Origin of the sequence: Leucobacter chironomi DSM 19883 (assembly GCF_000421845.1) — a bacterium.
Lineage (GTDB): Bacteria > Actinomycetota > Actinomycetes > Actinomycetales > Microbacteriaceae > Leucobacter > Leucobacter chironomi.
The window spans coordinates 107,912-126,187 of sequence record NZ_ATXU01000006.1 but is presented as its reverse complement, the minus strand read 5'-3'; the positions used below and the strand labels follow the sequence as shown (position 1 = coordinate 126,187).

Below are 18,276 nucleotides of genomic sequence, written 5' to 3'. Positions count from 1 at the left end.
TTCTGTCACTGATAGGAGGGCGCATGGCGGGCACCGGATCTCGGGCGCTGAGTCTGCTCGCGCTGCTGCAGGAACGGCGATTCTGGGCCGGCACGGATCTCGCCTCCCGGCTCGGGGTCTCGCTGCGGACCCTGCGCCGGGATGTCGACCGCCTCAGAGAGCTCGGCTATCCAGTGCGCGCCGACCCCGGCGTGGGTGGCGGCTACCGGCTCGATCCCGGCACGTCACTGCCGCCACTGATGCTCGACGACGCCGAAGCCGTGGCCGTGATCGTCGGTCTCCTGCTCTCGTCTCAGTCGCCGATCGCCGACACCGCCGAGACCTCGGCCCGGGCCCTCGCGAAGGTGGTGCCCGTGCTGCCGGCCCGTCTGCACGGCCGCGTCGAGGCGCTGCGCGCGGCGACGGTGAGCGCAGAGTCGCCGTGGTCGAGCACCATCGACCCGAGCACGCTGGTCGCGGTGGCGCGCGCCTGCCGAGACGATGAGCGCATCGCCTTCGCCTACACCTCGGCCGATGGCGCTCAGACGTCTCGCCGAGTCGAGCCGCACCGCCTCGTCACGCTCGCTCGGCGCTGGTACTTGGTGGGTTACGACCTGGGCCGTGGCGACTGGCGCAGCTTCCGCCTCGACCGCATGAGCGAGGTGGCCGGCACGGGCGATCGCTTCAGGCAGCGCCGGCTGCCCGGGGATGCGGATCCCGCGGCGTTCGTGCGGGCCGGCGTGCACGGGCGATCCGAGGTGGTCGTCGTCGCGGAGCTGGATCGGCCGGCCGTCGAAGTGCACCCCCGCGTCGGCCGGTGGGCGACGGTGGTGGCGCTCGGGGATCGCTGCCGGGTCGAGGTGGAGGCGTCGTCGCTCGACTGGGCGGTGTTCCTGGTGGGCCTCTCTAGAGCTCGGGTGATCTCGGCCGAGCCGCCGGAGTTCGCCGCTCTGTTGCGCGACTGGGCGGGTCGCCTCGCCGGGTGATCCGCCCCTCGACCGACGGTACGGCACCTGCCGTAGATCTGGGATCTGCCGAAGATATGCCGATCCTGCTCGGTATCTCCCTATTCACGGTAGATCCCATATCGACGGCCGCAGCCCGGGCCGGTCAGGCCAGGTGCAGACCCTGGGCGACGGCATCCATCACCAGGGCCTGCACCTCGGGCCACCGGAACATCACCTGTTCGTAGCTGACCCGGAGCACGGTGAAGCCTCGCAACCTCAGCAAGGCATCGTGGGCGATATCGCTCGTGCGCTGACGACCGGTGTGGTGGGCACCGTCGATCTGCAGCACCAACCGCTCACCGATGAGGAAGTCGACATGATGCCCGTACAACCAGGATTGCCACATGATCCGCACTCCGAATCTGCGCAGCCGCAGCCTCACGTACGTTTCCAGCCCGGAGTCGGCGAAGGGGGTGGTCTGCGCGAGCACCGCCCGCGCCGTGCCGTCGAGGGGCAGCCGTTCGAGCACAGATCGATCGATGAGCTTCCGATTCAGCGCCGAATCCCAGGCCGCCACGGCGTCTTCAAACGGCTGACAGTGAGCAATGAGACCGAGCACGTTCTCGACAGAGTCGACGAGCGCGAAGCGTTCGCGCGGGATCAGCGGCTTCCCGTAGTGCAGCCTGGCCCCGTCAGGTCTGACCTCGGCCCCCGGTCGCGGCACGGCGAAGTGCCGCGGATCCGCCTCCCGTACCCAGATCCCGAGCCGGCGAGCCTGAGTGAGGCAGCTGAGCATCAGCCCGGCTCCCGCGGCGAACACGAGAGCGGAGTCCGCTTGGGGCAAGGCCACCCAGCCTTTTCTGATTCGCACCAGCTTGCCATCCGACACAGCACGGGCCACACGGTGCTTGCTCACCCCGTTTTCAAGGAGGGTGCGGGTGCGCACAACGCCGTCGTGGGAGGCGAGGATCTCTCGAAGCATGGCCTCAGCCTCGACGATGCGAAATCCCGGAGGGCCCGGATCCATGAAACTGTGGACAATTCACCTCGCCCGAGCCGAAACCCCCACCTGTGAGCGAGGTTCGTAGATATGAGAAATGCCGTGGATATGGAGATTTCGAAGGAAACCTCCATATCCACGGCAGATCTCATACCGTGGGAAACGACCAGCCAGTCAACCAACCAGCCGACCAGCTCAGACCGCGAGCCGCTCCTTGACGATGGCGGCGAGGTCATCGGCCAGGCGCTGCGCCTGCTCCTCGTGCTGAGCCTCGACCATCACGCGCACCACGGGTTCGGTGCCGGAGGGGCGCAGCAGCACCCGCCCCTTGCCGCCCAGTGCGATCTCGGCCTGGTGCACGGCCTGCTGCAGCAGTTCGTCGCCCGCCACGCCGGCGCGATCCACGCCCTTCACGTTCACGAGCACCTGCGGGTACACGGTCATGCACTGCGCGAGCTCGGCGAGCGGCTTGCCCGTGCGCTTGACCTCTGCGGCGAGGTGCAGCCCCGTGAGGATGCCGTCGCCGGTGGTCGCGTAGTCGCTCATGATCACGTGGCCCGACTGCTCGCCGCCCAGCGAATAGCCGTGCTCGTTGATCGCTTCGAGCACGTAGCGGTCGCCCACGCCGGTCTCGATGACCTCGATGCCGTTGTCGGCCATCGCGAGCTTCAGGCCGAGGTTCGACATGACGGTGGCGACGAGCGTGTTGCGCTCGAGCCGGCCGCGAGCCGACATGGAGAGGGCGAGGATCGCCATGATCTTGTCGCCGTCGACGACGTCGCCGTTCGCGTCGACCGCGAGGCAGCGGTCGGCATCGCCGTCATGCGCGATGCCGAGGTCGGCCCCGTGCCGGCGGACGGCCGCGATCAGCGGTTCGAGATGGGTGGATCCCACACCGTCGTTGATGTTGAAGCCGTCGGGATCGTTGCCGATCACGGTGACCTTCGCGCCGGCGTCGGTGAACACGTCGGGCGAGATACCGGCGGCCGCGCCGTGCGCGCAGTCGAGCACCACGTGCAGGCCCTCGAGCTTCACGCCCTCGAGCGTGCCGAGCAGGTGCACGAGGTAGCGGTCCTCGGCGTCCGCGAAGCGGCGGATCCGCCCCACCTCGCGGCCGGTGACCGCGATCCGGGTGCCGCCCATGGCGGCCTGGATCTCGTCCTCGATGTCGTCGGCGAGTTTCCGCCCGCCCTCCGCGAAGAACTTGATGCCGTTGTCGGGGGCGGGGTTGTGCGAGGCCGAGACCATCACGCCGAAGTCGGCGCCGGTGTCGGCGACGAGGTAGGCGGCGGCGGGGGTCGGGATCACGCCGGCGTCGAGCACGTCGACTCCGGCTGCGGCGAGCCCGGCCGACACCGCCGCGGCGATGAACTCACCGGAGACGCGCGGATCGCGCGCCACGACGGCGACCGCGCGACGGCTCTCGCCCCGGGCTGAACGCCCGAGTACGAGAGCCGCTGCGTGAGCGAGGTTCATGGCCAGCTCGGCGGTCACATCGACCCCGGCCAGACCACGAACCCCGTCGGTGCCAAACAGGCGTCCCATGGAGGGGTGCTTCCTGCTTAGCGCTTCGAGTACTGAGGCGCCTTGCGGGCCTTCTTGAGACCGGCCTTCTTGCGCTCCTTGATGCGGGCATCGCGGCTCAGGAAGCCGGCCTTCTTGAGCGTCGGGCGGTTGTGCTCGGCGTCGATCTCGTTCAGCGCGCGGGCGATGGCGAGGCGCAGGGCGCCGGCCTGGCCCGAGGGGCCGCCGCCGACGATGCGGGCGATCACGTCGTACGAGCCGTTCAGCTCGAGTACGGTGAAGGGGTCGGTGATGAGCTGCTGGTGCAGCTTGTTCGGGAAGTACTCGTCGAGCTCACGGCCGTTGACGGTCATCTTGCCCGAGCCGGGGACGAGGCGCACGCGGGCGATGGCCTGCTTGCGGCGGCCCACAGCGGCACCGGGAACGGTGAGGGCGGGACGGGGGGTCGACACGGTCGCCTGCGAGGCGGGCGTCTCGGTGGTGTAGCTCTCGGGGGCCACGGTCTGCTCTTCAGTCACTGTGAAGTCTCTCTCTGAATGTCTCGTCGTCGCCGCGATTACTGCGCGACCTGGCCGAAGGTGTAGGGGGTGGGCTGCTGAGCCGCGTGCGGGTGCTCGGCACCGCGGTAGACCTTCAGCTTGCGGAACAGGTCGGCTCCGAGCGAGTTCTTCGGCAGCATGCCGCGGATCGCCTTCTCGACGGCGCGCTCGGGGTTCTTCTCGAGCAGCTCGGTGTAGCTGACCGAGCGCAGGCCGCCCGGGTAGCCCGAGTGGCGGTAGGCGAGCTTCTTAGCCGCCTTGTTGGCGGTCAGCACGACCTTGTCGGCGTTGATGATGATGACGTAGTCGCCCATGTCCATGTGGGGGGCGAAGGTCGGCTTGTGCTTGCCGCGGAGCAGGGCTGCGGCGTGCGAGGCGAGGCGGCCGAGCACGACGTCGGTGGCGTCGATGACGAGCCAGTCGTGCTTCTGATCGGCGGCCTTCGGCGAATATGTGCGAGTCACTTGAGTGCTGCTTTCTGTCGAATTGGAGGTGTTCGTGGATCCCACTCCGATGCCCGGTCCCCTGAGGGTGCTCGAGCGCGTGGAGGGCTCAACAAATCGGGTGCTTGCGCACCAAATATCAACTTTAGCACAGCTTCGGATCCGGGCCGAGACCCGGCCTCAACGGCTGCCGAGCACGCTCTCGACGGTGATCGCCGCCCGGATCGCGCGGGAGATCTCGCGCCGGGCGTGGAAGTTCATGACGAGATGGGCGCCGCGGGCGCGGTCGTGGAAGAGGTAGGTGGCGAGGGATCCGAGATGCCCGACCGGTCTCGGCAGTCCGCGCAGCAGGGGCGAGAATCCGTCGAAGCGCAGCTCCATCATGGCGGCGCCGTAGTGGATGCCGCTGCGCACCCGGCTGCGCACGTCCGTCATGATGGCGAGTTCGCGCGGCGTGACGAGCCGGCCTCCGTGCAGCGCCTCGCTGAAGGCGATGAGGTCGGCCGGCGTCGCGGCGATCCCGCCCCCGGCCCAGCCGCAGCTCAGCGCTCCGGATGCGCTGAGGTCGTCGCGCCCGACGTAGCAGGGCGCGAGACGGTCCTCGCCGCGGGCCGGCGAGGTGAGGCCGGGCAGGAAGGTGCGCTCGAGTCCGAGGGGCTCGACGATGCGATCCCGGACGGCCTCGTGGTAGGCGGCGCCGCCCACCTCCTCGATGAGACGCCCGAGCAGCACGTAGCCCGTGTCGGAGTAACGGAAGCGCTCCCCCGGCACCCCGACCGGCCGGTGATGCTCACGGGCGAAGTCGAGCATCTCAGCGGGGGTCCACACCCGGTCGGGCTGGGCGGCGACGACGCGCACGAGGCCGTTGCGACGGCCGCGGTCGCCCTCGAAGTAGTCGGCCGCGCCGGAGGTGTGGCGCAGCAGTTCCAGCACCGTGGGCGGGCGGGAGCCGGGGGCGAAGAGCCCCGCGATCTCGCGCGCCGGGAGCAGTGCGTCGATGCCGGTGTCGAGCCCGAACGCCTCGCCGCGCGCGAGCTGCAGCACGATGGCGCCCGTGGCCAGCTTGCCGATGCTGGCCGCGTGGAAGGGCGTCGACTGATCGCCGTAGGTGAACTCGACGCCGGGGGCGCGCAGCAGCACCTGGGGCGCCCCGAGTCTCCCCCGTCGGCGGGCGATGCGGTCGAAACGGGCGCGCAGCGGCTCCAGGGACATGTCGGACTGATCGGGCATGATGATCCTTACACACGAACGAACTAACATTACTCAAAGAAACATTACTTTGAATAACATACCCGAAAGGCGCGCGTGGCGTACGTAGTTCTCGGCCTCCTCATCGCGGTGGGCCCGCAGACCGTCTACAGCCTCAACAAGTTCTTCGAGGCGGGCATCTCCCTCTTCTACGCGGCGAGCCTCGGCGCGCAGCGTCAGGCGCTGCAGCGCCTGCTCGCCGACGGGCTCGTCACCGTCACCGAGGAGCACGACGGCGGGCGCGCGAAGAAGGTCTACGCCGTTACCGCCGAGGGCCGATCCGCTTTCCAGGACTGGATGCTCGGCCCGATCACCGATCGTGATCTGGAGGTCGCAGCGCTGTCACGGCTGTACTTCCTCGGCGCTCTGCCCTCCCCCGCCGAGCGCCGCACAGTGCTCGAGCACATCGCGCAGCGCGCGGCCGAAGACGAGGCCCGGCTCGAGGCCCTCGCCGCGATGATCGACGGCGCCGAGGTGCCCGAGCAGTACCGCGAGCTGGCGCGCTACCAGCGCCTCACCGTCGAGTACGGCCTGCGCACCCACGGGCTGGGCCGCACCTTCTTCTCCGAGCTCGCCGAGGCCGAACGCGACTGATCCGCCGGCCGACCGGCGGCCGCCCGCCTCAGTCGCCGGAGAGCGGATCGCGCCGCGCGCGCGTCTGCTCGGCGCGCAGCGCGAGCTCGGCGTCAGCGGGGTACGCGATCTCCTCCAGCGACAGGCCGTGAGCCGGCATCACCGTGAAGCGGCTCGACCGTTCGCGGGCATCGCGCAGGGCCACGAGCTCGTCGCGCCCGATCCGCCCGCTGCCCACCGCCACGACCGCGCCCACGAGCGCGCGCACCATCGAGTGGCAGAAGGCGTCGGCCTCGATGCGCGCGGCGTAGGCGCCGTCCTCGGTCTCGCGCCACTCGAAGCACAGCAGATCGCGCACCGCGGTCGCGCCCTCACGGGCCTTGCAGAAGGTGGTGAAATCGTTGAGGCCGATCAGCTCGTCACTCGCCCACTGCATCTCGGCGAGATCGAGGGGCTTCGGCACGTCGGCGGTGAAGCGCGCGGTGAGCGGATCGCGGCGCATGCCCTCCCCCCGCAGCCGGTACTCGTAGCGGCGGCGCAGCGCGGAGAAGCGGGCGTCGAACGCGGCCGGCACGACCCTCGCCTCGTGGATCACGACGTCGGGCGCCGAGCGCTTCAGCACGCCGTTCAGCTTGCGCGCCCGCATCGCCGACTCGGCCGCGCCGTTCCGACCATCGTCGGCACCGCGGCGCGCGCTCCACTTGGCGAGCCGGGCGTCGGCGACGTCGAGATGCGCGACCTGGCCGCGGGCGTGCACGCCGGCGTCGGTGCGACCGCCGACGGTCAGCCGCGCCGCCTCCTCACCCGTGCGCAGCAGCACCGCGATCGCGGCCTCGAGCTCCCCCTGCACCGTGCGCAGCCCGGGCTGCGCCGCCCACCCCGAGAAGTCGGTGCCGTCGTAGGCGAGGTCGAGACGCAACCGGGTGAGGGGCGCGCTGGGTCCGGATTCGAGGGTCACGCCTCGATCCTGCCAGATGCGCGCCCCGGCCTTCCTCTCTGGGGACGCCCCCGGCCCGGCCGCTCCCCGGCTCGGCGCGTAGAATGGTCCGATGCGCGCTCGCTCGCAGCGCCGAAAGCTTCCCATGATCACACCTCAGCCCAGCCCCGCACCGCGCACCGCCCGATTCGGCGGTCTCGACGGCCTGCGCGCCCTCGCCGTGGGCCTGGTGCTCTGCTACCACCTCTTCCCCTCGCTGCTGCCCGGCGGCTTCCTCGGCGTCGACGTGTTCTTCGCGATGAGCGGCTTCCTCATCACCTCGCTGCTGCTGCGGGAATACGAGGTGGACGGGCGGATCCGCCTCGGCGTCTTCTGGCGCCGGCGCGCTCGCCGGCTGCTGCCCGCTCTGGGGCTCGTGCTGCTGGTGAGCACCGCCCTCGCGCTCGCGGTCGGCGGCGACCTGCTCGTCGGGATCAGGCAGCAGATCGCGGGGGCCGTGTTCTTCGTGAGCAACTGGGTGTTCATCGCGAACGGCGCCGACTACTTCGCGCGGGACACTCCCGAGCTGTTCCGCAACACGTGGTCGCTCGCCATCGAGGAGCAGTTCTACATCGTGCTGCCGCTCCTCGTGCTGCTGCTCGTCAGGCTGCGATCCCGGGCCTCGCGCGCCCTCCCGCTCGCGGCGCTCGGCCTCGCCTCTGCGGCGCTGATGGTCGCGCTGTCGCAGGCCGGGGCCGACCCCACCCGCATCTACTTCGGATCCGACAGCCACACCTTCGGCCTGCTGCTGGGCGCCGCGATGGCGGCGGTGCTGCACCGTCCGGCGGCGGTGGAGACGGCGGATCCGGGCGCGCTGCGGCAGCTCGTCTCGGGCGTCGCGGCGGTCGTCGGCCTCGGCGTGCTCGGGTGGCTCGCGCTCACCCTCGCGGAGGGCAGCCCCGCCAGCTTCCAGTGGGGCTTTCAGCTGGCGACGGGGGCCTCTCTGCTCGTGGTGTGGGCGGTGACCCGGCCGGGTGCGTGGATCGGCCGCGCGCTCGACGCGCCGCCGCTGCGGTGGGTGGGCGAGCGCTCCTACGGCATCTACCTGTGGCATTGGCCGCTGCTGCTGATCTGCGCGGCCGCTCTGAACGCGGATCTCGAGTGGCTGGTGGCGCCGCTGACGCTGGCCGCCACGATCCTGGCGGCCGCGCTCTCGTACCGATTCGTCGAGCAGCCGGTGCGCCGCTTCGGGCTGCGCCGTTCTCTGCGCCTGCTCGTGCGTCCGAGCGATCATACGCCCCGGAGGCGGTTCGTCGCAGTCGTCCTCGGTGTCGTGGTCGCCGTGACCGCTCCGCTGGCCGTCACCGCGCTCGTGACGGCCCCGCAGCAGAGTTCCGCTGCGGAGGCGATCGCGCGCGGGCAGGAAGCCCTCGAACGCAGTCGGCAGCAGACTGATGAGGCAGAGGCGGGCGACGCTCGGGGCGAAGCCAAGGCCCGCGAGGGCTCCGGCACGGGCTCAGGCGCAGGCTCCGGCGCGGCGGCCGAGAAACAGCCGGGTGCTGAGAAGGCGCCGGGCGCGGCGGGATCCTCGAAGACCGCCGCCGAGGCCCCGCCCGTCTCGCCCGAGGGCCGAGACCTAGTCGCGGTGGGCGACTCGGTGATGCTGGCCAGCCTGCCCGAGCTCGAGGCCGTCTACCCCGGCATCTCGGTCGACGCGGCCGTCTCGCGGGGCATGGGGGCGGGCGCCGAGATCGTGACCGAGCTCGCGTCGCAGAGCGCGCTGCGCGGCGTGCTCGTCGTCGGGCTCGGCACCAACGGCCCCGTGCAGCCCGAAGACCTCGACACGATCCGCCGCGCGGCGGGGACTCGCCCGCTCGTGCTGGTGAACGCGCACGCCGACCGCGACTGGATCCCCGGCGTCAACGAACTGCTCACCTCCTATGCGGCAGCCCATCGCGGAGTCGTGGTCGCCGACTGGACCGGTGCCGTGACCGGCGTACCCGACGCGCTCGCCGGCGACGACATCCACCCCAATCCGAGCGGCGGCGAGATCTACGCGGCCGCCGTGCAGCGCGCACTCGACGAGGTGCAGCGTCCGGGCGAGGCCGTCGGCTTCGCACTCCCCCGCCGCTAGCACCCGCCGCGATCCGCACCTTCCGCAATCCGCACGTGCCGCGATCCGCACGTGCCGCGATCCGCAGTCCGCCCGGTGCGCCACCCATCCACCGCGATCCGCCCACCGGCACAGCCCGACGGCCCCACTTCTTCAGATCGGGGTCACTTTTGGCCGCGTGTCGCGCTGCGACACGGCAAAAAGTGGCCCCGATCGAAGAAACGAGCAGGCACGGGTCCGTAACCCACCGAGGCAGCGGCCCGAACAGCGCAGCAGCAGCCCGAACAGCGCAGCAGCAGCCCGAACAGCGCAGCAGCGGCCCGAACAAGCGCAGCAGCAGCGGCCCGAACAGCGCAGCAGCGGCCCGAACAAGCGCAGCGCCCCGTGATCCGGAGGGATCACGGGGCGCTGCGGCACTGCGAGTGGAGGACCTTACTCGGCCTTCTCCTCGGCGGGAGCCTCGGTCTCGGCGGGCGCCTCGGCGGCCTCCTCGACGACGGTCTCCTCGGCAGGCGCCTCGACGACCTCTTCAGCCTTCGGCGCGGCCGCAGCCTTCTTCGCCTTGGCCTTCGGGGCGACGGGCTCGAGCACGAGCTCGATCACCGCGAGGGGCGCGTTGTCGCCCTTGCGGAAACCGGTCTTGATGATGCGGGTGTAGCCACCCTCGCGGTTCTCGACGAGCGGCGCGATCTCGGTGAAGAGCTCGTGCACGACGCTCTTGTCGAGGATCTGGCGCATGACGCGACGACGAGCGGCGAGGTCGCCGCGCTTCGCGAAGGTCACGAGGCGCTCGGCCACGGGCTGCAGGCGCTTGGCCTTGGTCTCCGTGGTCTGGATGCGCTTGTGCTCGAAGAGCTGCGCAGCCATCTGGTTCAGCATGAGGCGCTCGTGTGCGGGGCCGCCTCCGAGGCGGGGGCCCTTGTTGGGCTTGGGCATTGTTTACTCCAGTAAGTGTGCGATCAGGCGAACAGTGCCGGATCGTTAGTTGTTGTCGTCTTCGTAGCTGTAGAACTGCGCACCGTCGAAGCCGGGCACGGCGTCCTTCAGCGAGAGGCCCATCTCGGTGAGCTTGTCGCGCACCTCGAACACGGACTTCTGACCGAAGTTGCGGATGTTCATCAGCTGCGCCTCGGAGAGCGCAACCAGCTCGCTCACCGTGTTGATGCCCTCGCGCTTCAGGCAGTTGTAGCTGCGCACGGAGAGGTCGAGATCCTCGATCGGGATCGAGAGCTCGCCCTCGGCAACGACCTCGACCGGCGCGGGGCCGATCTCGACGCCCTCGGCCGCGGTGTTGAGCTCGCGGGCCAGACCGAACAGCTCGACCAGCGTCGAACCGGCCGACGCGATCGCATCGCGGGGGCTGATCGCGGGCTTGGTCTCGACGTCGACGACGAGGCGATCGAAGTCGGTGCGCTCACCGGCACGCGTGGCCTCCACGCGGTAGGTGACCTTGAGCACCGGCGAGTAGATCGAGTCGACCGGGATACGGCCGACCTCGGCGTCCTCGTTGCGGTTCTGCGCTGCCGAGACGTAACCGCGGCCGCGCTCGATGGTGAGCTCGAGCTCGAACTGCGCGGTGTCGCTGAGCGTCGCGATGACGAGCTCGGGGTTGTGCACCTCGACGCCCGCGGGAGCGGAGATGTCGGCGGCAGTCACCTCGCCCGCACCGGTCTTGCGCAGGTACGCCGTGATGGGCTCGTCGTGCTCGCTCGAGACGACGAGATCCTTGATATTGAGGATGATCTCGGTGACGTCCTCGGTCACGCCCGGGATGGTCGTGAACTCGTGGGCGACGCCCTCGAAGCGCACGCTGGTCACGGCGGCGCCCGGGATCGACGAGAGCAGGGTGCGGCGCAGCGAGTTGCCGAGCGTGTAGCCGAAGCCCGGCTCGAGCGGCTCGATGGCGAAACGCGAACGGTACTCGGAGATCGATTCTTCAGTCAGAGTGGGTCGCTGTGCAATGAGCACTGTGTGTGGTCCTTTCGCTGGAGTCCGCTATATGACTCATGCGGGTAAAGGGAGGAACTTGCGTTCTGATCGGGTATGCGGTTTCCCCGATTGGTCAAGCCGAGTCCGGCCTGACCGGAGAAATCGCCGAGCCGACGCGGCCGCTTCTTCCGCGACCGGAGGTCGCAGTCGAAGCCGGCCGCAGTCGGCTTGACAACGAATTCAGACGCGGCGACGCTTGGGCGGCCGGCAGCCGTTGTGCGTCTGCGGGGTGACGTCGGTGATCGAACCGACCTCGAGGCCCGCGGCCTGGAGCGAGCGGATCGCGGTCTCGCGACCCGAGCCCGGACCCTTCACGAAGACGTCGACCTTCTTCATGCCGTGCTCCTGCGCCTTGCGCGCGGCCGACTCGGCGGCGAGCTGCGCGGCGAACGGGGTCGACTTGCGCGAGCCCTTGAAGCCGACGCCGCCGGAGGAGGCCCAGCTGATCACGGCACCGGTGGTGTCGGTGATCGAGACGATCGTGTTGTTGAACGTCGACTTGATGTGGGCCTGGCCCACGACAACGTTCTTCTTGTCCTTGCGACGCGGCTTACGAGCCGCCGTCTTGGGTGCAGCCATTGAGTGTTCTCCTGAAAAGCTCTGTGTGTTCGGTCAGTGAACCGGCGATTACTTCTTCTTGCCGGCGACGGTGCGCTTCGGGCCCTTGCGGGTACGAGCGTTCGTCTTGGTGCGCTGACCGTGCACGGGCAGGCCCTTGCGGTGACGGAGACCCTGGTAGCTGCCGGTCTCGACCTTGCGGCGGATGTCGGCGGCCACCTCGCGGCGGAGGTCGCCCTCAACCTTGAAGTTGCCTTCGATGTAGTCGCGGAGCGAGACGAGCTGGTCGTCGGTGAGGTCCTTGACTCGGATGTTCCCGTCGATGCCGGTGTCGGCGAGGGTCTTCAGCGCGCTGGTGCGGCCGACGCCGTAGATGTAGGTGAGTGCGATCTCGACGCGCTTATCGCGCGGGATGTCGACTCCTGCGAGACGTGCCATGTTGGCTCTCCTTGCGGATCTTGGAGGTTTGGTGCGTGTCGGGGGTTCGGGCCTCCGTCCCGAGGTGTCCCCCGCGGCTCGCCGGCCGAGGCCGGGTGAGCGCGGGTTCTTCGACGCGCTGGATCAGTTGTTGAGTTGTGTTGCTGTCGTTCCGCGTGTCGGGAGCGGGTGCCGGATCCGGATCGGATCCCGCGCTTCGCTCCGCTCGCGCGGAATGACGACCTGCTTAGCCCTGACGCTGCTTGTGGCGCGGGTTGCTCTTGCAGATCACCATGACGCGGCCGTGACGACGAATGACCTTGCAGTGATCGCAGATCGGCTTGACGCTGGGCTTGACCTTCATGATGTTTCCTTACTGGTTCGCTGTCCTCGTACCCGCGGGATGCCGCGAGCCGTTACTTTCCAGCGACCTACTTGTAGCGGTAGACGATACGGCCGCGGGTCAGATCGTAGGGCGTCAGCTCCACGATCACGCGATCCTCCGGGAGAATGCGGATGTAGTGCTGACGCATCTTTCCCGAGATATGAGCGAGCACTTTGTGTCCATTGGTCAGCTCGACGCGGAACATCGCGTTCGGCAGAGCCTCGACAACCTGTCCCTCGATCTCGATGACGCCGTCTTTCTTCGCCATAGCCTCACTATCGCTTGCGTAGGTGTGTGCTGGTCTTGCGAATGCCCTTCGTCCGCCCCGTGGGCCCGATCCGGAACTGCGATCGGGAACGCGAAAACAGGCGCAAAGCACCAAAGATCAAGAGTACCGGGCGTGTCGGTGTTTGTAAAGCCCGCGCTCAGAGCACGCCGAAGCTCAGGCCGCGGTCGCGCAGCTGCTGCACGGCGGCGAGGATTCCGGCCGCGGTTCCGGATCCCGGCTGGTTCATGTGGGCGATCACGATCTCGCCGCCCGCGGCGGCGCCCACCTCGGCGGTGACGCTCCGCACGGGGAAGGTCGCTCCCCCGTCGCCGTTGATCGCGAAGCCGGCGATCCGCTCGCCGAGCGCGGCGGAGACGCTGAGCGCCACGTCGTCGAGGTGCGCCGTGCCGGGCCGGAACCATCGCGGGGCGGTCCCGGTGAGCTCGGTCAGCGCGACGTGGTTCTCCCACACCTCGAGGGCGGCCTCACGCACGCTCGCGGTACCGGGTATGCCGTATGCGGAGGATCCGTTCACGCTGAGCGGCATGTGCCGCGTACCGTGGTTCTGGATGGAGAACAGCGGGTCGCCGGCGAGGGCCGCGGCGAGGCCGGGGTTTGCCTCGATCCAGCGGTGGTTGAGGAAGAGGGTCGCGGGGATCGCGGCCGCAGCGAGCCTCTCGATCAGTGTGGCGTCGAAGCCGGAGCCGGCGCTGCCGCCGCAGGCGTCGAGGGTGAGGAGCACGGCGGCCGGATCGGCGGCGCCCGCCTCCGCGGCGGTGCGGATGACACCCGGGATGTCGGTGCCCCACTGGCTCGGGACGCGGCCCTCGTGCGCGGCGATGATCGCCTCGACATCGGGCTGCGGCGGAGGATCCGGCGCCTCAGGCTGCTCGACCTTCGGCGGATCTGCGGGGGCCGGCCGCTCGCGTCGCGGCTCTGCCGCCGCTGGACGCGTCTCCTCTGCGGCGCACCCGGCCAGCGCGAGGCCGAACAGGCCGGCCGCGCCGGCCAGGGCGCTGCGGCGGGCGATCCCGTGCTCGTTCACGCGCGCACCTCCAGCCGAACCGTCGCGGTCGGGCTACGGGATCGGAACGGGCGTGATCCCGAGCGGTGCGAGCCCGCTGGCCCCGCCGTCCTCGGCCGTCAGCACCCAGATACCGCGCTCGTGCACGGCGACGGTGTGCTCCCACTGGGCGCTCATCGAGCCGTCGGCCATGGTCACGGTCCAGTCGTCGTCCTCGACGATCGTGTCGATGCCGCCAGCGGAGATGATGGGTTCGATCGCCACGACGAGCCCCGGCTTCACCTCGGGGCCGCGACGCTTCACCGGCACGTTGAAGACGGGCGGATCCTCGTGCATGCTGCGTCCGATGCCGTGGCCGATGTAGTCCTCGAGCACGCCGAAGTCGCTGTGCTTGCGCACGTAGCCGGAGACGGCCTCGCCGACCTCGTTCAGGTGCGAGGCGGTCGCGAGGCGCGCGATGCCGCACCACATGGCCGCCTCGGTGACCTCGCTGAGCAGCTCGAGGGCGGCGGTGCGCTCGGGGCGTTCGGGGTCCGGGATCACCGCGGTGATCGCGGCGTCGCCGTTCCACCCGTTCACCACGGCGCCGGCGTCCAGTGCGACGATGTCGCCGGGTTCCAGCGGCCGGTCGGTGGGGATGCCGTGCACCACGTGCTCGTTGACGTTGGCGCAAATGGTGTGGCGGTACCCGGGCTCGAGCATGAAATTGGGGGCTCCGCCGCGCGAGCGGATCGCCTCCTCGGCGATCGCATCGAGTTCGAGCGGTGTGACACCGGCGCGCACAGCGTCGCGCATCGCCGTGAGCGCGGCGCCGGTCGCAAGGCCCGGCTCGACCATCAGTCGCAGCTGCGCCGGCGACTTGTAGATGGAGCGCCGCAGGATTCCCCGACGCGACACGGGCTAGCGCTCCACCGGAGCGGCGAGCTTGGCCTCGAGGCCGGCGGCGATGCGGGCCGCGACCTCCTCGACCGAGCCCAGCCCGTCGACGGCGACCAGGATGCCGCGGTCGGAGAACAGTTCGATGAGCGGAGCGGTCTGCTGCGCGTACACCTCCTGGCGGTGACGGATCACCTCTTCGGTGTCGTCGGCGCGGCCTTCGATCTCGGCGCGCTTGAGCAGGCGGGCGACGACGGCGTCGGCGTCGGCTTCGATCAGCACGACCGCGTCGAGCGAGGCGCCGTCGAGCATGCCGTCGAGGGCGTGCACCTGATCGACGGTGCGGGGGTAGCCGTCGAGCAGGAAGCCGGGCGCCGCGTCGGGCTGCGTGAGGCGATCCTGCACGATCTCGTTCGTGAGCGAGTCGGGGACGAGCTCGCCCCGCTCGATGATCTCCTGCACGCGCTTGCCGAGCTCGGTGCCGCCCTTGATGTTGGCGCGGAAGATGTCGCCGGTGGAGATGGCGGGGACGCCGTAGCGCTCGGCGATGGCCGCGGCCTGGGTGCCCTTGCCCGCTCCGGGCGGGCCGATGATGAGCAGGCGGGTGGTCTGGGTATCGGTCACTTGAGGAGTCCTTCGTAATGGCGCTGCTGCAGCTGGGCGTCGATCTGCTTGACGGTCTCAAGGCCGACGCCGACGATGATGAGGATCGACGCGCCGCCGAACGGGAAGTTCTGGTTGGCGCCGAAGAACGAGAGCGCGATGAGCGGGAGCAGCGCGATCAGGCCCAGGTAGAGCGAGCCGGCGCTGGTGATGCGGGTGAGCACGTAGTTGAGGTACTCGGCGGTGGGTCGGCCGGCGCGGATGCCGGGGATGAACCCGCCGTACTGCTTCATGTTGTCGGAGACCTCTTCGGGGTTGAAGGTGATCTGCACGTAGAAGAAGGTGAAGCCGATGGTGAGCAGGAAGAAGACGAGCATGTAGATCGGCTGGTCGCCGTAGACCAGGTTGTTCTGGATCCAGACCACCCAGCCCTTCGGCTCCTCGCCGATCTTGGGCTGGTTGAACTGCGTGATGAGCATCGGCAGGTAGAGGATCGCCGAGGCGAAGATCACGGGGATCACGCCCGCCATGTTGACCTTGATCGGGATGTAGGTGCTGCTGCCGCCGTAGGTGCGGCGGCCCACGACGCGCTTCGCGTACTGCACCGGGATGCGGCGCTGCGACTGCTCGACGAAGACGACGGCGGCGACGACCAGGAGGCCGACGGCGAGCACCAGGAAGAAGACCTCCCAGCCGCGCGACTCCTTGATGATCCACATCGCGTTCGGGAAGGTGGCCGCGATCGAGGTGAAGATGAGCAGCGACATGCCGTTGCCGACGCCGCGCTCGGTGATGAGCTCGCCGAACCACATGATGAGGCCGGTGCCGGCGGTCATCGTGAGGATCATGATGAGGATCGCCCACCACTCCTGCGACACGAGGTTCTGGCAGGACTGATCGGCGACGGCGCCGAAGAGCTGGCCCGAGCGGGCGACGGTGATGAGCGTGGTCGACTGCAGCACCGCGAGCGCGATGGTGAGGTAGCGCGTGTACTGGGTGAGCTTGGCCTGTCCGGCCTGGCCCTCCTTGTGCAGCGCCTCGAAGTGCGGGATCACCACGCGCAGCAGCTGCGTGATGATGGAGGCCGTGATGTAGGGCATGATGCCCAGCGCGAAGATCGACAGCTGCAGCAGCGCCCCGCCGCTGAACAGGTTGATCATGTCGTAGAGGCCGGAGGTGCTGTTCGCGTTCGCCGCCAGGCACGCCTGCACGTTGGCGTAGTCGACGAACGGTGCCGGGATGAATGAACCGAGCCGGAACAGCGACACGATAGCGAGCGTGAAGACGATCTTCCGTCGCAGGTCGGGAGTCCGAAAGATCCGTCCGATGGCGCTGAACAAAATCTGCCTCCTGGAAACGTCGTTGGGCCTTCGCCTGACGACGAGAACCGATTGCACCAGCCTACATGTCGGCCGGGCGTCGAACACGTGGATCCACCGAGCGGGATCCGCGAAAGAAAAACGGGGGTGGGCGGAGCCGGCACACGTACCGACTCCACCGCTCCCCCGCTACCCGAGAGAGTCTCGGGCGATCGAGTCCTGACGGACCCTTACTTGATCTCTCCGCCGGCGGCGACGATCTTCTGCTCAGCGGAGCCGGAGACCTTGTCGACCGAGACGGTGAGCTTCACCTGCAGGTCGCCGTCGCCCAGCACCTTGACGGGCTGGTTCTTGCGCACGGCGCCCTTGGCGACCAGATCGTCGACGGTCACTTCGCCACCCTTGGGGTAGAGCTCTGCGAGCTTCGCGATGTTGACCACCTGGTACTCGGTGCGGAACGGGTTCTTGAACCCGCGCAGCTTCGGGGTGCGCATGTGCAGCGGCATCTGCCCACCCTCGAAGCCGGCCTTCACCTGGTACCGGGCCTTGCTGCCCTTGGTACCACGGCCTGCCGTCTTGCCCTTCGAGCCCTCGCCACGACCCACGCGGGTCTTGGCCTTCTTGGAGCCGGGAGCCGGACGGAGGTGGTGCGCCTTGAGCACCTGCTCGCGCTCCTCGTTCTTCTCGCTCATGCGTCGATCTCCTCAACCTCTACAAGGTGAGCGACAGCGCGCACGTAACCGCGGTTCGCCTGCGTGTCCTCGCGAACGACCGACTGGCCGATCTTCTTGAGGCCCAGGCTGCGGAGGGTATCGCGCTGGTTCTGCTTCTCACTGATAACGGACTTCGTCTGCGTAATCTTCAGGCTCTTCGCCATTACGCACCTGCCTTTGCCTTCGCGGCAGCGTCGGCCGCGGCCTTCGCCTCGGCGCGCACGATGCGGGCCGGGGCGACGCGGTCGAAGTCGAGACCGCGGCGAGCTGCGACGGAGCGGGGCTCCTCGAGCTGCTGCAGCGCCTCGACGGTCGCGTGCACGATGTTCAGGGTGTTCGACGAACCGAGCGACTTGCTCAGCACGTCGTGGATGCCGGCGCACTCGAGCACGGCGCGGACCGGACCACCGGCGATAACACCGGTACCGGCAGCGGCCGGACGCAGCAGCACGACACCGGCAGCGGCCTCGCCCTGCACCGGGTGCGGGATGGTGCTGCCGACGCGGGGTACGCGGAAGAAGTTCTTCTTGGCCTCCTCGACACCCTTGGAGATGGCGAGAGGCACCTCCTTCGCCTTGCCGTAGCCGACACCGACGGTGCCGTTGCCATCGCCCACCACGACGAGCGCGGTGAAGCTGAAGCGACGGCCGCCCTTGACGACCTTCGAGACGCGGTTGATGGTGACGACGCGCTCGAGGAACTGGCTCTCGTTGCGGTCGCGTCCGCCGCGCTCGCCACGGGTCCCGCGGTCACGGCTGCCACGACGCTGCTCGCGCGGCTCGTTGCGGTGATCCTGAGCCGGGGCCTCGGCGGCCTGAGTCTCAGCAGACACTTCCTGCTCC

Annotated in this window: 22 protein-coding genes; 3 read left to right on the top strand and 19 right to left on the bottom strand. The window is 69.2% G+C overall.

Translation table 11 applies throughout. From position 1 onward, the window contains the following. Nucleotides 1-23 precede the first annotated feature (23 nt). Nucleotides 24-965, top strand: coding sequence for a helix-turn-helix transcriptional regulator (locus H629_RS0108255; RefSeq protein WP_024356803.1), 942 nt, complete (start codon nucleotides 24-26; stop codon nucleotides 963-965). A 124-nt stretch (nucleotides 966-1,089) separates the two neighbouring features. Here H629_RS0108255 and H629_RS0108250 read toward each other — a convergent pair whose 3' ends face one another. The 5 genes from H629_RS0108250 to H629_RS0108230 all read right to left on the bottom strand — a co-directional run bounded on the left by H629_RS0108250 (nucleotide 1,090) and on the right by H629_RS0108230 (nucleotide 5,662). After that, nucleotides 1,090-1,908, bottom strand: a complete 819-nt coding sequence (locus H629_RS0108250; protein WP_024356802.1) for a DUF559 domain-containing protein — start codon at nucleotides 1,906-1,908, stop codon at nucleotides 1,090-1,092. A 213-nt stretch (nucleotides 1,909-2,121) separates the two neighbouring features. Then, nucleotides 2,122-3,471: a phosphoglucosamine mutase gene (gene glmM, locus H629_RS0108245; RefSeq protein ID WP_024356801.1), complete on the bottom strand. Its 1,350-nt coding sequence runs from the start codon at nucleotides 3,469-3,471 to the stop codon at nucleotides 2,122-2,124. 17 nt (nucleotides 3,472-3,488) lie between these two features. Continuing rightward, on the bottom strand, nucleotides 3,489-3,968 hold the full coding sequence (rpsI, locus tag H629_RS0108240; protein WP_024356800.1) for a 30S ribosomal protein S9: 480 nt from the start codon (nucleotides 3,966-3,968) through the stop codon (nucleotides 3,489-3,491). A gap of 38 nt (nucleotides 3,969-4,006) precedes the next feature. Further along, on the bottom strand, nucleotides 4,007-4,453 hold the full coding sequence (gene rplM, locus H629_RS0108235) for a 50S ribosomal protein L13 (RefSeq protein WP_024356799.1): 447 nt from the start codon (nucleotides 4,451-4,453) through the stop codon (nucleotides 4,007-4,009). 159 nt (nucleotides 4,454-4,612) lie between these two features. Then, on the bottom strand, nucleotides 4,613-5,662 hold the full coding sequence (locus H629_RS0108230) for a serine hydrolase domain-containing protein (protein ID WP_024356798.1): 1,050 nt from the start codon (nucleotides 5,660-5,662) through the stop codon (nucleotides 4,613-4,615). 75 nt (nucleotides 5,663-5,737) lie between these two features. On the opposite strand from H629_RS0108230, the gene H629_RS0108225 reads away from it, so the two are divergent. Next, complete coding sequence (locus H629_RS0108225; protein ID WP_024356797.1) at nucleotides 5,738-6,274, top strand: PadR family transcriptional regulator; 537 nt, start codon at nucleotides 5,738-5,740, stop codon at nucleotides 6,272-6,274. A gap of 28 nt (nucleotides 6,275-6,302) precedes the next feature. On the opposite strand, the gene H629_RS0108220 is transcribed toward H629_RS0108225, so the two are convergent. Then, nucleotides 6,303-7,211, bottom strand: coding sequence for a tRNA pseudouridine synthase A (locus tag H629_RS0108220; protein ID WP_024356796.1), 909 nt, complete (start codon nucleotides 7,209-7,211; stop codon nucleotides 6,303-6,305). Nucleotides 7,212-7,335: 124 nt separating this feature from the next. On the opposite strand from H629_RS0108220, the gene H629_RS0108215 reads away from it, so the two are divergent. Then, the gene (locus H629_RS0108215) at nucleotides 7,336-9,303 is read left to right on the top strand and encodes an acyltransferase family protein (protein WP_024356795.1); all 1,968 of its coding nucleotides are present in this window, start codon (nucleotides 7,336-7,338) and stop codon (nucleotides 9,301-9,303) included. Between the two features lie 411 nt (nucleotides 9,304-9,714). Here the strand turns inward: H629_RS0108215 and rplQ are convergent, their stop codons facing one another. The 13 genes from rplQ to rpsE form a co-directional block, all read right to left on the bottom strand. Beyond that, nucleotides 9,715-10,218, bottom strand: coding sequence for a 50S ribosomal protein L17 (gene rplQ / locus H629_RS0108210; RefSeq protein ID WP_024356794.1), 504 nt, complete (start codon nucleotides 10,216-10,218; stop codon nucleotides 9,715-9,717). Nucleotides 10,219-10,263: 45 nt separating this feature from the next. Then, nucleotides 10,264-11,250 (bottom strand): DNA-directed RNA polymerase subunit alpha, encoded by a 987-nt coding sequence (locus H629_RS0108205; protein ID WP_017885300.1) that lies wholly within the window; start codon nucleotides 11,248-11,250, stop codon nucleotides 10,264-10,266. Nucleotides 11,251-11,451: 201 nt separating this feature from the next. Then, nucleotides 11,452-11,850: a 30S ribosomal protein S11 gene (rpsK, locus tag H629_RS0108200; protein WP_017885301.1), complete on the bottom strand. Its 399-nt coding sequence runs from the start codon at nucleotides 11,848-11,850 to the stop codon at nucleotides 11,452-11,454. Nucleotides 11,851-11,898: 48 nt separating this feature from the next. Then, a complete protein-coding gene (gene rpsM, locus H629_RS0108195; RefSeq protein WP_024356793.1) occupies nucleotides 11,899-12,267 on the bottom strand; it encodes a 30S ribosomal protein S13 in 369 nt (122 codons plus the stop codon). A 226-nt stretch (nucleotides 12,268-12,493) separates the two neighbouring features. After that, nucleotides 12,494-12,610 (bottom strand): 50S ribosomal protein L36, encoded by a 117-nt coding sequence (gene rpmJ / locus H629_RS0108190; protein WP_017885303.1) that lies wholly within the window; start codon nucleotides 12,608-12,610, stop codon nucleotides 12,494-12,496. A gap of 67 nt (nucleotides 12,611-12,677) precedes the next feature. After that, the gene (gene infA, locus H629_RS0108185) at nucleotides 12,678-12,899 is read right to left on the bottom strand and encodes a translation initiation factor IF-1 (protein ID WP_017885304.1); all 222 of its coding nucleotides are present in this window, start codon (nucleotides 12,897-12,899) and stop codon (nucleotides 12,678-12,680) included. Between the two features lie 157 nt (nucleotides 12,900-13,056). Next, nucleotides 13,057-13,944: a polysaccharide deacetylase family protein gene (locus H629_RS0108180; RefSeq protein WP_024356792.1), complete on the bottom strand. Its 888-nt coding sequence runs from the start codon at nucleotides 13,942-13,944 to the stop codon at nucleotides 13,057-13,059. A gap of 33 nt (nucleotides 13,945-13,977) precedes the next feature. Further along, nucleotides 13,978-14,820 (bottom strand): type I methionyl aminopeptidase, encoded by an 843-nt coding sequence (gene map, locus H629_RS0108175; RefSeq protein ID WP_029746742.1) that lies wholly within the window; start codon nucleotides 14,818-14,820, stop codon nucleotides 13,978-13,980. A 3-nt stretch (nucleotides 14,821-14,823) separates the two neighbouring features. Further along, nucleotides 14,824-15,423, bottom strand: coding sequence for an adenylate kinase (locus tag H629_RS0108170; protein WP_024356790.1), 600 nt, complete (start codon nucleotides 15,421-15,423; stop codon nucleotides 14,824-14,826). After that, entirely contained in the window at nucleotides 15,420-16,742 is a 1,323-nt protein-coding gene (gene secY / locus H629_RS0108165; protein ID WP_024356789.1) for a preprotein translocase subunit SecY, read from the bottom strand. The genes H629_RS0108170 and secY overlap by 4 nt, the downstream gene beginning before the upstream one ends. Nucleotides 16,743-16,951: 209 nt before the next feature. Further along, entirely contained in the window at nucleotides 16,952-17,413 is a 462-nt protein-coding gene (rplO, locus tag H629_RS0108160; protein WP_024356788.1) for a 50S ribosomal protein L15, read from the bottom strand. Beyond that, nucleotides 17,410-17,598 carry a 50S ribosomal protein L30 gene (gene rpmD, locus H629_RS0108155; RefSeq protein WP_024356787.1) on the bottom strand — a complete coding sequence of 63 codons (189 nt, stop codon included), beginning with the start codon at nucleotides 17,596-17,598 and terminating at the stop codon, nucleotides 17,410-17,412. The genes rplO and rpmD overlap by 4 nt, the downstream gene beginning before the upstream one ends. Beyond that, nucleotides 17,598-18,266: a 30S ribosomal protein S5 gene (gene rpsE / locus H629_RS0108150; protein WP_228407258.1), complete on the bottom strand. Its 669-nt coding sequence runs from the start codon at nucleotides 18,264-18,266 to the stop codon at nucleotides 17,598-17,600. Before rpsE ends, rpmD begins: the two co-directional genes overlap by 1 nt. Nucleotides 18,267-18,276 lie beyond the last annotated feature (10 nt).